The sequence below is a fragment of the Pseudoxanthomonas sp. 3HH-4 genome, assembly GCF_006716465.1.
Classification (GTDB): domain Bacteria; phylum Pseudomonadota; class Gammaproteobacteria; order Xanthomonadales; family Xanthomonadaceae; genus Pseudoxanthomonas_A.
This window is the reverse complement of the sequence record NZ_VFPB01000006.1, coordinates 34,490-47,321: the sequence shown is the minus strand read 5'-3', so window position 1 is coordinate 47,321 and position 12,832 is coordinate 34,490. Positions and strand designations below refer to the sequence as shown.

Genomic DNA, 12,832 nt, shown 5'->3' with positions numbered 1-12,832 from the left:
CGATGGCATCCACCGCACCGGCCAGTGCAGCAGGGTCGGCCTTCGTCACCGTCACGGCGAAGGTGTCCATCGCGATTGGCGTCGTTGCCACGCTGTACGCCGCGGTGCAGGTCATCGCGGCATGGGTCCTGCTGGGGCAGCTGGATACCGATGCGGTGCTGGGCTTCCTCGCGATGCAACCGATCCCCTGGCCTGTGCTGTGGGTGCTGACGCATCTGACAACAATCACTGTGGCCTTCCTGGCCATCTGCATCGCCTTCCTCATGGTGTCGGTGGGACTGCTGTGTCGCCGGACATGGGGCTGGTGGGGCTTCGTACTGTTCATGGTGGCCGGCGCGGCCGTCAACTTCGCCGGCATCGCGGCCATCGACGCCACGTTCTCCTGGGTGCAAGCCTTGCCTTCCCAGCCGGAGCTCGATCAGGCTAAGGCGGAGCTTGCGACGCTGCACATGCTGACGCTGGCAACGCTGTGGGTAAGCGCGCTCGTGTTCGCCTTCCTGCACGGACTGGTGGTCTGGCAGTTGTGCAGGCGCGACGTGCGGGCGGAATTCGGGATGATCCGGACGTCCCGGTAGAATGCGCGGCATGAACGACATCACGCCCGTCCGCGATTATCTGACCGAACTGCAGGACCGCATCTGTGCCGCCATCGAAGCCGCCGACGGCAGCGCACGCTTCCGGGAGGATGCATGGGCACGGCCACCCGGGGATGCGTCGCCGATCCGAGGTGGCGGACGCACCCGCGTGCTGCGCGACGGGGCGGTGTTCGAGCAGGCAGGCATCGGTTTCTCCGATGTCTCCGGCGACCGGCTGCCGCCCTCGGCCTCGGCACACCGACCTGAACTCGCAGGCGCCTCCTGGCGCGCGGTTGGGGTGTCGCTGGTGTTCCACCCGCGCAATCCCCACCTGCCCACCACGCATGCGAACGTTCGCCACTTCCGCGCCGAACGCGATGGCGAAACCGTCGCATGGTGGTTCGGCGGCGGCTTCGACCTGACCCCGTTCTATCCGGTCGACGAGGATGTGCATCACTGGCACCAGACCGCACGCGACCTTTGCGAGCCGTTCGGCGGCCAGCCGCGATACGACGCGCACAAGCGGTGGTGCGACGAGTATTTCTTCCTCAAGCACCGCAATGAGACGCGCGGTGTCGGCGGTCTGTTCTTCGACGACTTGAGCGAGGATTTCGAGGGCGACTTCGGCTACCTGCGCGCCGTCGGCGACGGTTTCCTCGATGCCTACCTGCCGATCGTCGCGTGCCGCAAGGACACGCCCTACGGCGAACGCGAGAGGCAATTCCAGCTGTATAGGCGCGGCCGCTACGTCGAATTCAACCTGGTCTACGATCGCGGCACGCTGTTCGGCCTGCAGAGCGGTGGGCGCGCCGAGTCCATCCTGATGAGCCTCCCCCCGCTGGTCCGCTGGGAATACGGCTACGCACCGGAGGACGGCAGCGACGAGCAGAAGCTTGCAGACTACCTGCGCCCGCGCGACTGGCTGACCGAGTTCGCCTGAGCCTGCTCTTCTGTAGGAGCGACGTGAGTCGCGACCGCACGCCATCCAATGTGCGGGGTTCGGCCGGCGCACGCGGGCCAAGAATTCCCTTTTTCCCGCGCGGTTCGGGTGAGACAAACGTCAACGACGTTTCATTTCCACGGTCGCGACTCACGTCGCTCCTACAGGGAGCTACGCTTGCCTGCCCACCACCGTGATGTGCCCGTTGTTCTCCAGTACCGCCAGCCGGATGTCGGCCATGTCCAGGCAACCGGCTTCGCGCATCGCCTTCTCGAAATCCTCGCGGCTGATCAGTTCGCGGCGCAGCACGTCGCGGTAGACCTGCCCGTCGCGCGCCAGCAATACCGGCGCGCCCTCCACCCAACGCTCCACCTTCGGCGAACGCGCCGATACCAGGCCCACGATCCAGTTCAACGCGATCAGCGTGGCCGCGAGCAACAGCCCCCCGCCCACCGACGTGTCCGCGCCGAGCAGCGCGTTCTGCACCGCATTGCCCAGCAGGACGACCAGCAGGATGTCGAACGGCGTGAACTGGCCCATCGACCGCTTTCCAGACGCACGGAGCATCGCCAGCAGGATGAAGTACACCGCGCACGCCCGCAGCACGAACGCCCACCAGGGCATGGCCAGCTGGAACATCTCGGCGAACGTTGCGCTCATGCGTCACCCGGTGGCGAAGGACTGCGCGAACGTTAGCGCACGCGGCGAGGGCAAACGACAGGCAATAAAAAGCCCCGCAGACCAGGGGGAGATCGGCGGGGCCAGGGAGCGGGACCTGGGGAGGGGTCGTCGCTCCGGGGGAGATCGCTCCAGGGGATGGGAGAGATCAGTGACAGACGTTGCATCTGTCACGGGCTATATGACCACTCCGGACATGGATGGTTCGTGAAGATTCCGGTTAAAAAACCGTAAGATTCAGGAGGAATTCAGTTTATTGAACTCGTCGGTATACAAATATACCTGACAGGGTTTTCCTGAACCTTTTGCAAGTCCATGTTCCGGAAGGAAAACCGTTTCCAGACCCGCTCAGTGGGCTTCTTCCCAGTTGTCACCGACCCCGCTGTCGACCACCAGCGGAACGCTCAGTTGCGCTGCGGCCGTCATCTGCGCTGTCGCCTCTTTCAGCAAAGTCGGCACGAAGCCGGCGTCGGCTTCGAACACCAGTTCGTCGTGCACCTGCAGGATCATCAGCGCCTGGTCGCGGTGATCCGCAAGCCACGCATCCACACCGATCATCGCGCGCTTGATGATGTCCGCCGCTGTGCCCTGCATCGGCGCGTTGATCGCCGCGCGCTCGGCACCGGCACGCTGGCCCTGCGTGCCTTTGTTGATGTACTCCAGGTACAGGCGCCGACCGAACACGGTTTCGACGTAGCCATGTTCGCGCGCCTGCTGGCGCGTGCGCTCCATGTAGTCGCGCACACCGGGATAGCGGCTGAAGTACAGCGCGATGTAGTCCTGTGCCTCGCCACGACCGATGCCCAGCTGACGCGCCAAGCCGAAGGCGCTCATGCCGTACATCAAACCGAAGTTGATCGCCTTGGCGGCGCGGCGCTCGTTGCCGGTCACCTCCTCAAGCTTGCGCCCGAACACTTCCGCCGCCGTTGCCTTGTGGATGTCGGCGCCGGATTCGAAGGCGCGCACCAGGCCGGGATCCTGCGACAGGTGCGCCATGATGCGCAATTCGATCTGCGAGTAGTCGCAGGCCACCAGCTTGCGGCCCGGCGGGGCGACGAAGGCCTTGCGGATGCGGCGGCCGTCCTCGGTGCGGATCGGGATGTTCTGCAGGTTGGGATCGGTGGACGACAACCGTCCCGTCGCCGCACCGGCCTGGTGGTAGCTGGTGTGCACGCGACCGGTGTCGGGATTGACCATCTCCGGCAGCTTGTCGGTGTAGGTGCTGCGCAGCTTGGCCAAGCCACGGTATTCCAGGATCACCCGCGGCAGTTCGTGCTGGTCGGCGATGGCTTCGAGCGCTTCTTCGTTGGTGCTGGGCTGGCCGGTGGGCGTCTTCACCAGCACCGGCAGCTTGAGCTCGTCGAACAGCAGCGCCTGCAGTTGCTTGGGCGAATCGAGGTTGAAGGTGCGGCCCGCCAGCTCGGTTGCCTTCTGTTGCGCAGCCAGCATGCGCTTGGACAGGTCGGCGCTCTGCCGGCGCAGTTCGTCGCCGTCGATCATCACGCCGTTCGCCTCGATGCGCGCCAGCACGGGGACCAGCGGCATCTCGATGTGGCGGTAGACGCTTTCCAGTCCGGCTTCCGCTGCCAGCTTCGGCGCCAGCGCGCGATGCAGGCGCAGGGTGATGTCGGCGTCCTCGGCGGCGTAGCGGGTGGCGTCGTCGATGGCCACCTGCGAGAACAGGATCTGCTTGGCGCCCTTGCCGGCGACGTCTTCATACTTGATCGTGTCGTAGCCCAGCCAGCGCTTGGCAAGCGTGTCCATGTCGTGCCGGTTGCTGCCGGCATTCAACACGAAGCTCTCCAGCATCGTGTCGTCGGCATAGCCCTGCACGTCGACACCATGGCGACGCAGGATGTGCAGGTCGTACTTGCCGTGCTGGCCCAGCTTGCGCCTGCCTGCATCGGCGAACACCGGTGCGAGCGCCGCAAGCACCGCTTCGCGGCCAAGTTGTGGCGGCGCGCCGGGATAGTCGTGTCCCACGGGCACGTAGACCGCCTTGCCGGGTTCGGTGGCGAAACTCAGGCCGACCAGGTTCGCGCGCATCGGGTCGAGGCTGTCCGTTTCGGTATCGAACGCGAATTCGTCCGCCTGCTGCAGCTGCGCCACCAGCGCCTCCAGCTGCGCTGGCTCCGTCACGGCCGTGTATTCTCCCGCAACCCCCAGCGACGCATCGATGACCGCATCGTCCGCGGACGTCGCGGCCACGCGACCGGTGCCACGCGCGCGACCCGGCTCTTTCTCGGCCACGGCGGAGGTGTCGACCGCCCCGCCCTCAAGCTCCTTCAGCGCCTGGTTGAAGCCATAGCGCGCGTACAGCTCGCGCAGCTCGTCCACATGCCGCTCGCGCAACGGCAGTGTCTCCGGTCCCCCATCCAGCGCCACATCGGTCTTGATGGTGACCAGCTCGCGATTCAGCGGCAGGCGAGGCAGGGCCGCGCGCAGGTTGTCGCCGATCTTGCCCTTGATCTCGCCGGCCCGGTCGATGATCGCAGACAGCGTGCCGTACTCGGCCAGCCACTTGGCGGCGGTCTTCGGACCGCACTTCTCCACGCCCGGCACGTTGTCCACGGTGTCGCCCATCAAGGCAAGGAAGTCGACGATCTGCTCCGGCCGCACGCCGAACTTCTCCACCACGGCCTCGGTGGAATCCAGCCGGCTGCCGCTCATGGTGTTGACCAGCGCCACGCCAGGGCGCACCAACTGGGCGAAATCCTTGTCGCTGGTGGAAATGGTCACGTCCATTCCCTGCGCCGCGCCCTGCAGCGCAAGCGTGCCGATCACATCGTCCGCCTCCACGCCCTCGACACGCAGCAGCGGGAAACCGAGCGCCTGCACGATGCGGATCATCGGCTCCACCTGCGCGCGCAGCTCTTCCGGCATGGGCGGGCGGTTGGCCTTGTAGTCCGGATACAGTTCGTCGCGGAAGGTCGGCCCGCTGGCATCGAGCACGAAGGCCACGAAGTCGGGCTTTTCCTTCAGCGTGGCGCGCAGCATGTTCACGACACCGAACAGCGCGCCGGTGGGCTCGCCCTCGGCGTTGGTCAGCGGAGGCAGCGCGTGGAATGCGCGGAACAGGTAGCTGGAGCCGTCGATCAGTACGAGTCGTGTCATGCGGGCATTCTACGCCCCGCCCTTGCGCACGGCGTCACGCGCGCATCCTCGCGTTGGGCGCATAATCGGGCCGTCATTCCCCCGACCGGACGCCACGATGAACCGCATGACGACCTTTGCCCTGCCGTTGTCCTGCCTGTTGGCAATGGCCGGCTGTGCCTCGACCACCAGCGATCCCGCCAACATGGCGGACCTGGCCAACGCGCAGGTCGCGGTGCGCACGGAGAAGAACGGCGACGTGATCGAGGAATACCGCGTCGCCGGCAACCTGCGCATGGTCAAGGTGACGCCGTCGCGTGGCGCGGCGTACTACCTGTACGACTCCGACGGTGACGGCCGCCTGGACAAGAGCAAGGACAACAGCGACATCTCGCCGGTGTACTGGAAGCTCTACGGCTGGTGAGGCTCCGCGCTCAGCGGATCACCAGCACCGGTACACCGCAGCGAGCCAGCACTTCGTTGGTCTGGCTGCCCAGCAACAGGCGCCCCAGCGCGCGCCGGCCATGCGAGGCCATGACAATCAGGTCGCAGCCTTGGCGCTCGGTGGTTTCGACGATGGCTTCCGCCGCGTACCGATCGGCCACATGCAGGCACTGCGCCTCCACGCCATGCGCGGCCGCCTGCGCAGCCGCCGCATCCAGCACCTTGCGTGCCGCCTCCGCGCGGGCCGCCTGGAATTCGGGGAGCGAGGTCCCCACCGCACTCCAGCCCAGGCCGTCGTCGAAGCCGGTATTGATGGGTTCACTGACGGTCAGCACGGTCGCCCTGGCCTGCAGGCGCGTCGCCAGTGCAAGACCATGTTCCACGCCCTTGCCTGCCAGCTCGGAGCCGTCGGTCGCAATCAGGATATGCCGGTACATGCCGCACCTCATGATGATGGGGTGCGGCCATTACACGCCCGACGGGCTTAGTGCGCCGTGATCTGGATCAATCGGACGGGCTACACGGCCTGCAGGTTCGCATAGGCCATCACCAGCCACTTGCTGCCTTCGCTGTCGAAATTGACCTGCACGCGCGCGTGCGCGCCGCTGCCCTCGTAGTCGGTCACCACACCTTGGCCGAACTTGGCGTGGGTGACGGTCTGGCCCAGCTTGAGGCCTGGAGCTTCCAGGCTGGCATGGCCGGGCGTCACCCGGGTGGCGAAACCCGAGGCCGGCCGGCTGACCTGCACGCGAGGACGCACTTCGTTGAGCAGGTGGGCGGGAATCTCGCGCAGGAAGCGCGACGGAATGCCGTACATGTCCTGGCCGTGCAGGCGACGCGCCTCGGCATAGCTCAATACCAGCTTCTGCCGCGCGCGGGTGATGCCCACGTAGGCGAGGCGGCGCTCTTCTTCCAGTCGCCCGCTCTCGTCCAGCGAACGGTTGCTGGGGAACAGCCCCTCCTCCAGCCCGGCCAGGAACACCAGCGGGAATTCCAGGCCCTTGGCGGAGTGCAGCGTCATAAGCTGTACGCCGTCCTCGCCCGCCTCGACCTGGCCTTCGCCCGCTTCCAGTGCGGCGTAGGACAGGAAGGCGACCAGCTCGCTCATGCCCTCCTGACCGTCTTCCTCGGCTGCGATGTCTTCGCGGCGCACGAAACGCGAGGCAACCGACACCAGTTCGTCGAGGTTCTCGGTGCGGGATTCGGAATCGAGGCCGCCACGGCTTTCGCGCGCCCAGTGCTCGCGCAGACCCGAACGCGCCAGCACATGGTCGACGCGCTCGGCCAGCGTCATCTCGGCGGTTTCCTCGGCGAGCTGGTCCACCAGCGCCGCGAACGCCGCCAGCGCATTGCGCGCGCGGCCCGCCAGGTCGCTGCCCTGAGCCGCCAGCATCGCCGCGCCCCACAGCGACACGCGCGCACCGCGCGCAAGCCGGCGCACTTCGTCCAGCGTGCGCTCGCCGATGCCACGTGTCGGCGTGTTGACCACGCGCTCGAACGCGGCGTCGTCGGCGCGGTTGGCCATCAACCGCAGATAAGCGAGCGCGTCCTTGATTTCCGCGCGCTCGAAGAAGCGCATGCCGCCGTAGACGCGGTACGGCACCTGCTCGGACAGCAGTGCTTCTTCGAACGCACGCGACTGCGCATTGCTGCGGTACAGGATGGCGGCATCGCCCAGGCTGCCACCGTCGCGCACCCACTGGCGGATACGCTCGACAACGAAGCGCGCCTCGTCCATTTCGTTGTAGGCCGCGTACAGGTCAATCGGTTCGCCGTCACCGGTATCGGTCCACAGCTGCTTGCCGATGCGCCCGGGGTTGTGCGCGATCAAGGCGTTGGCCGCGCCCAGGATGTTCGCGCTGGACCGGTAGTTCTGCTCCAGCCGGATGGTCCGCGCGGACGGATAGTCGCGCAGGAACTGCTGCATGTTCTCGACCTTGGCGCCGCGCCAGCCGTAGATGCTCTGGTCGTCGTCGCCCACCACGAAGACGTGGCCGGTGTCGCCGGCCAGCACGCGCACGAAGGCGTACTGGATGGCATTGGTGTCCTGGAATTCGTCCACCAGGATCTCACGGAAACGCGTGCGGTAATGCGCCAGCAGCGCCGGAGTGTCGCGCAGCACCTCATGCGCGCGCAGCAGCAGTTCGGCGAAGTCGACCAGGCCCGCGCGGTCGCAGCGTTCCTGATAGCCGGCATAGACCTGCCGGCGCACGTCCAGCCAGTCGTCGTTGGGCGCCGGCTGGATGTGCTCGGGCCGGCGACCTTCGTCCTTCTGCTCGTTGATCCACCACGTGAGCTGCTTCGGGGGATACTTGCCCTCGTCCAGCTCCATCGCCTGCACCACGCGCTTGACCAGTCGCTGCTGGTCGTCGCTGTCCAGCACCTGGAAGGTCTCGGGCAGCTTCGCCTCCTGCCAGTGCAGCCGCAGCAGGCGATGGGCGAGGCCGTGGAAGGTGCCGATCCACATGCCGCGGCTGCCGTTGCGCAGCTGCACGTCGGCGCGGGCGCGCATCTCGCCGGCCGCCTTGTTGGTGAAGGTCACCGCGAGGATCCCATGCGTGGGGACGCCATGGACTTCGTTGAGCCAGGCGATGCGGTGGGTCAGCACACGGGTCTTGCCGGAGCCCGCACCGGCCAGGACGAGGTAGTGCCCGGGTTCGGCGGAAACGGCGTCGCGCTGGGCGGGATTCAGATCATCGAGCAGGTGGGAGACATCCATCCGCGCATTTTACGGCCTGCGGCGACCCAAACCCTGAGACTCAGTCGTTCAGGCGAGCTCGGCGACCTGCATCGAGACCTGCTTGTGGCCGTCGTCCAGCCACTGCCGGCCCGCTTCGACGAAGCCATGCCGCGCATGGAACAGACGCGAGGGCTCGTTCGGCGGCACCACGTTGAACTCGCAGGTGATGCACGGTATGCCGCGTTCGCGGGCGAAGGCGAACAGGTCGCCGTAGAGCGCGGACCCGAGGCGATGGCCCTGCACCGAGGCATCCACGACGATGCGGTCCACGTAAAGGAAGTCAGGGTAGCGCGCAGCGAACCAGTCGAAATTGTCGTTGCGATAGTCCGCACCCGCACGCATCGCCAGCAGGAGCGCAACAACGCGACCGTCGAGCGTCGCCACGCGCAGGTAAGCCGACAGGGTCGCCAACTGGCGCGCCCTGTCTTCGTCCATCGGGCTGGTGTGGCGCACCTCGGCGGCATTCAGGGCGACGATGGCGGGGATGTCGGCATCGTTAGCGTCGCGGATAGGGGGCGTACCTGCCTGCATCCTGGAATCAGTGCGCTGCGTGCTTGGTCTGCGCGCCGTTGTTCATCAGCCTGTCGGTGTAGGCGATACCGATGGCGGACAGGATGAAGATGGCGTGGATGATGGTCTGCCACATCACGCCGGTGGACGTGAAGTCGCTGCAGGTCTTGGCCAGCCAGCCGGCTGCCTTCGCGGCTTCTGCGGCGGCGAAGGCTTCGGGCGTGCCGCACAGCGGCAGGCCGCCCAGCGTGCTGGCGCCGATAAAGGTCTTCAGCAGATGGATGGACGAGATGCCGATGATCGCCATGGCCAGCTTCACCTTCAACACGCTGGCGTTGACGTGGCTCAGCCACTCCGGCTGGTCGGGGTGCTTCTCCAGCCCCATGCGCGACACGAAAGTTTCGTAACCGCCGACGATGACCATCATCAGCAGGTTCGAGATCATCACCACGTCGATCAGGCCCAGCACCAGCAGCATGATGTCCTGCTCGCTGAGGCTGGTGGCGCCATGCACGAGGTGCCACAGCTCCTTCAGGAACAGGACGACGTAGACGCCTTGCGCCACGATCAGCCCCAGGTACAGCGGCAGCTGCAGCCAGCGCGAGCTGAAGATCAGGGCAGGCAGCGGGCCCAGGCGCGCGGATTTGGGGTCGGTCATGTCGGGAACGGTCTTTTCCAAGGATGGCGCAGGGTAGCGGCCGGATTTGACGCTGCCAAGTCCGCTGCGGCCGCTAGACTGCGGCTCTCCCCCGCGAGGAACCGCCATGATCGACCTGTACTACTGGCCCACGCCCAACGGCCACAAGATCACGCTGATGCTGGAAGAACTGGTCGAGGCGGGCGCAAAACTCGACTACCGCATCGTGCCGGTCGACATCGGCAAGGGCGACCAGTTCAAGCCGGAGTACCTGGCGTTTTCGCCCAACAACAAGATGCCGGCGATCATTGATCACGCACCGGCCGACGGCGGCGCTCCGATCAGCGTGTTCGAATCCGGCGCCATCCTGCTTTACTTGGCCAACAAGACCGGCCGCTTCTTCGGCGCCGACACCCGCCAGAAGGTGGCCGTGAACCAGTGGCTGATGTGGCAGATGGGTGGCCTGGGGCCGATGACCGGGCAATACGGACACTTCACCGTCTACGCGCCGGAGAAGATCCCCTACGCCATCGACCGCTACACGCGCGAGGTGCAACGCCTGCTCGGCGTGCTGGACACACAGCTTGCGAAACATGCCCACATCGCCGGCGAGGACTACAGCATCGCCGACATGGCCACGCATCCGTGGATCAACGCCTACGACAAGGCGCCGCTGGACCTGGCGCCCTATCCCGCCCTGCAGCGCTGGCACGCCAAGATCGCTGCGCGACCGGCCGTGCAGCGTGCGTATGCGCTGCAGTCGCAGGTCAATCCGAACGCGGGCCAGCCGCTCAGCGACGAGGAGCGCAAGCACCTGTTCGGCCAATCCTCCCGGTAGAGCCGTGCTTGCTCGGCTGCGCCGCATCAGGGTGCGTCCAGCCCGCGAGCAGCGGAGCAAGCTCCGCTCTACGGCGCGCGCGCGGCGGCCAGTGCAATAATCCCGGACTGACCGGCCCTGCCGCCCGAGACGTCCCATGCGCCTTGCCCTGTTCGCCCTGATGACCTTCGCCACCGCCCTGCCCGCCCACGCCGAGAAGCTCACCCTGGAAGCCATCACCGGCAGCGCACCGCTGACCGGACCAACGCTGACCAAGCCACAGGTCGCGCCGGACGGATCGCGGGTGACCTTCCTGCGCGGCAAGGACAGCGACCGCAACCGGCTGGACCTGTGGGAATACGACATCGCCAGCGCACAGACGCGGCTGCTGGTGGACTCGTCGGTGGTGCTGCCCGGCGAGGAAGTGCTGAGCGACGAGGAAAAGGCACGCCGCGAGCGCCAGCGCATCGCTGCGCTTTCCGGCATCGTCGACTACCAGTGGTCCCCGGATGGCAAGGCCCTGCTGTTCCCGCTCGGCGGCGAACTGTATTTGTATGACCTGGCGAAGTCCGGCAAGGACGCGGTACGCAAGCTGACGGATGGCGGCGGTTTTGCGACCGATCCGAAGATTTCTCCGAAAGGCGGCTTCGTCAGCTTCATCCGCGACCGCAACCTGTGGGTTATCGACCTGGCCGACGGCAAGGAAGTACAGCTGACCCGCGACGGCAGCGACGTGATCGGCAACGGCGTGGCGGAGTTCGTCGCCGACGAGGAAATGGATCGGCACACCGGCTACTGGTGGGCACCGGATGACTCGGCCATCGCGTTCGCCCGTATCGACGAAACCCCGGTGCCGGTGCAGAAGCGCTACGAGGTCTATCCCGACCGCACCGAGGTGATCGAGCAGCGGTATCCGGCCGCGGGCGATGACAACGTGCTGGTGCAACTGGGTGTGATCGCACCGAAGACCGGCGCAAAGCCGCGCTGGATCGACCTGGGCCCGGACAAGGATATTTATCTGGCCCGCGTCGATTGGCGCGATCCGCAACGCCTGACGTTCCAGCGCCAGTCGCGTGACCAGAAGAAGCTCGAGCTGATCGAGACCACGCTGGTGACGGGGGTGCAGCGCACGCTGGTGACCGAGACCTCGAAGACCTGGGTACCGCTGCACAGCGACCTGCGTTTCCTGAAGGACGGGCGCTTCCTGTGGGCGTCGGGGCGCAGCGGGTTCGAACATCTGTACATGGCGTCGGAAGATGGGTCCGAGCTGACCGCGTTGACGCAGGGCGAGTGGGTGGTCGACGGGCTACTGGCCATCGACGAAGCCGCCGGCCTGGCCTACGCAAGCGGCACGCGTGATGGCGCCACCGAGACGCACGTGTATGCCGTGCCGTTGTCTGGCGGCGAACCGCGTCGTTTGACGCGGGCGCCCGGCATGCATGCCGCCGCCTTCGCCCGCAATGCCAGCGTCTTCGTCGACAGCTGGTCCAGCGACACCATGCTGCCGCAGATCGAGCTGTTCAAGGCTGACGGCACAAAGCTGGCGACCCTGCTCACCAACGATGCGACCGAGGCGGCGCATCCCTACGCGAAGTACCTCGGCGCCCACCAGCCCACCACCTACGGCACGCTGACGGCCGCTGACGGCCGCACGCCACTGCACTACAGCCTGATCAAACCAGCCGGCTTCGACCCGAAGAAGAAGTACCCAGTGGTCGTCTTCGTCTACGGCGGCCCGGCGGCGCAGACCGTCACCCGCGCCTGGCCCGGCCGCAGCGACGCCTTCTTCAACCAGTACCTGGCCCAGCAGGGCTACGTGGTGTTCTCGCTGGACAACCGCGGCACGCCGCGACGCGGCGCGGCCTTCGGTGGCTCGCTGTACGGCAGGCAGGGCACGGTGGAAGTGGACGACCAGTTGCGCGGCGTGGAATGGCTGAAGTCGCAGGCGTTCGTCGATCCCGCGCGCATCGGCGTATACGGCTGGTCCAATGGCGGCTACATGACGCTCATGCTGCTGGCCAAGCACGACGAGGCGTATGCCTGCGGCGTCGCGGGCGCGCCGGTCACCGACTGGGCGCTGTACGACACCCACTACACCGAGCGCTACATGGACCTGCCGAAGGCGAACGAGGCGGGCTATCGCGAGGCCAGCGTGTTCACCCACCTTGACGGCATGGGCGCCGGCAAGCTGCTGCTGATCCACGGCATGGCCGACGACAACGTGCTGTTTTCCAACTCGACGAAGCTGATGAGTGACCTGCAGAAGCGGGGCACGCCGTTCGAACTGATGACCTACCCCGGCGCCAAGCACGGCCTGCGCGGCAGCGACCTGCTGCACCGGTACCGCCTGACCGAAGATTTCTTCGGCCGTTGCCTGAAGCCCTGAGACGAAGGAGAC

Annotated in this window: 11 protein-coding genes; 5 read left to right on the top strand and 6 right to left on the bottom strand. The window is 66.5% G+C overall.

Annotated features, from left to right (window positions below):
* Positions 1-2 precede the first annotated feature (2 nt).
* Entirely contained in the window at positions 3-575 is a 573-nt protein-coding gene (locus FB548_RS16845; protein WP_142125967.1) for a hypothetical protein, read from the top strand.
* 10 nt (positions 576-585) lie between these two features.
* A complete protein-coding gene (gene hemF / locus FB548_RS16840; protein ID WP_142125966.1) occupies positions 586-1,515 on the top strand; it encodes an oxygen-dependent coproporphyrinogen oxidase in 930 nt (309 codons plus the stop codon).
* A 171-nt stretch (positions 1,516-1,686) separates the two neighbouring features.
* On the opposite strand, the gene FB548_RS16835 is transcribed toward hemF, so the two are convergent.
* Together FB548_RS16835 and polA are read right to left on the bottom strand one after the other, a co-directional pair.
* Complete coding sequence (locus FB548_RS16835; protein WP_142125965.1) at positions 1,687-2,175, bottom strand: YetF domain-containing protein; 489 nt, start codon at positions 2,173-2,175, stop codon at positions 1,687-1,689.
* 366 nt (positions 2,176-2,541) lie between these two features.
* Positions 2,542-5,307 carry a DNA polymerase I gene (gene polA, locus FB548_RS16830; RefSeq protein ID WP_142125964.1) on the bottom strand — a complete coding sequence of 922 codons (2,766 nt, stop codon included), beginning with the start codon at positions 5,305-5,307 and terminating at the stop codon, positions 2,542-2,544.
* A 106-nt stretch (positions 5,308-5,413) separates the two neighbouring features.
* Here polA and FB548_RS16825 point away from each other — a divergent pair, with 106 nt between their 5' ends.
* Positions 5,414-5,710, top strand: coding sequence for a DUF2782 domain-containing protein (locus FB548_RS16825; protein WP_142125963.1), 297 nt, complete (start codon positions 5,414-5,416; stop codon positions 5,708-5,710).
* 10 nt (positions 5,711-5,720) lie between these two features.
* Here FB548_RS16825 and FB548_RS16820 read toward each other — a convergent pair whose 3' ends face one another.
* From FB548_RS16820 to FB548_RS16805, 4 genes are all read right to left on the bottom strand, one after another.
* Positions 5,721-6,167, bottom strand: coding sequence for a universal stress protein (locus FB548_RS16820; RefSeq protein ID WP_142125962.1), 447 nt, complete (start codon positions 6,165-6,167; stop codon positions 5,721-5,723).
* Between the two features lie 80 nt (positions 6,168-6,247).
* The gene (gene uvrD, locus FB548_RS16815) at positions 6,248-8,449 is read right to left on the bottom strand and encodes a DNA helicase II (protein ID WP_142125961.1); all 2,202 of its coding nucleotides are present in this window, start codon (positions 8,447-8,449) and stop codon (positions 6,248-6,250) included.
* Positions 8,450-8,497: 48 nt separating this feature from the next.
* On the bottom strand, positions 8,498-9,001 hold the full coding sequence (locus tag FB548_RS16810) for a GNAT family N-acetyltransferase (RefSeq protein ID WP_142125960.1): 504 nt from the start codon (positions 8,999-9,001) through the stop codon (positions 8,498-8,500).
* Positions 9,002-9,008: 7 nt separating this feature from the next.
* The gene (locus FB548_RS16805; RefSeq protein WP_142125959.1) at positions 9,009-9,638 is read right to left on the bottom strand and encodes a TIGR00645 family protein; all 630 of its coding nucleotides are present in this window, start codon (positions 9,636-9,638) and stop codon (positions 9,009-9,011) included.
* Between the two features lie 106 nt (positions 9,639-9,744).
* Between FB548_RS16805 and FB548_RS16800 the strand changes: the two genes are divergently transcribed.
* Together FB548_RS16800 and FB548_RS16795 are read left to right on the top strand one after the other, a co-directional pair.
* Entirely contained in the window at positions 9,745-10,455 is a 711-nt protein-coding gene (locus tag FB548_RS16800; RefSeq protein ID WP_142125958.1) for a glutathione binding-like protein, read from the top strand.
* Between the two features lie 136 nt (positions 10,456-10,591).
* Entirely contained in the window at positions 10,592-12,820 is a 2,229-nt protein-coding gene (locus FB548_RS16795) for a S9 family peptidase (protein ID WP_142125957.1), read from the top strand.
* The last annotated feature ends 12 nt before the right edge of the window (positions 12,821-12,832 follow it).

Coding starts and splice junctions, on each gene's coding strand:
- FB548_RS16795 (WP_142125957.1), top strand. CDS start 10,592: ATGCGCCTTGCCCTGTTCGCCCTGATGACCTTCGCCACCGCCCTGCCC.
- FB548_RS16820 (WP_142125962.1), bottom strand. CDS start 6,167: ATGTACCGGCATATCCTGATTGCGACCGACGGCTCCGAGCTGGCAGGC.
- FB548_RS16825 (WP_142125963.1), top strand. CDS start 5,414: ATGACGACCTTTGCCCTGCCGTTGTCCTGCCTGTTGGCAATGGCCGGC.
- polA (WP_142125964.1), bottom strand. CDS start 5,307: ATGACACGACTCGTACTGATCGACGGCTCCAGCTACCTGTTCCGCGCA.
- uvrD (WP_142125961.1), bottom strand. CDS start 8,449: ATGGATGTCTCCCACCTGCTCGATGATCTGAATCCCGCCCAGCGCGAC.
- FB548_RS16805 (WP_142125959.1), bottom strand. CDS start 9,638: ATGACCGACCCCAAATCCGCGCGCCTGGGCCCGCTGCCTGCCCTGATC.
- FB548_RS16800 (WP_142125958.1), top strand. CDS start 9,745: ATGATCGACCTGTACTACTGGCCCACGCCCAACGGCCACAAGATCACG.
- FB548_RS16845 (WP_142125967.1), top strand. CDS start 3: ATGGCATCCACCGCACCGGCCAGTGCAGCAGGGTCGGCCTTCGTCACC.
- hemF (WP_142125966.1), top strand. CDS start 586: ATGAACGACATCACGCCCGTCCGCGATTATCTGACCGAACTGCAGGAC.
- FB548_RS16810 (WP_142125960.1), bottom strand. CDS start 9,001: ATGCAGGCAGGTACGCCCCCTATCCGCGACGCTAACGATGCCGACATC.
- FB548_RS16835 (WP_142125965.1), bottom strand. CDS start 2,175: ATGAGCGCAACGTTCGCCGAGATGTTCCAGCTGGCCATGCCCTGGTGG.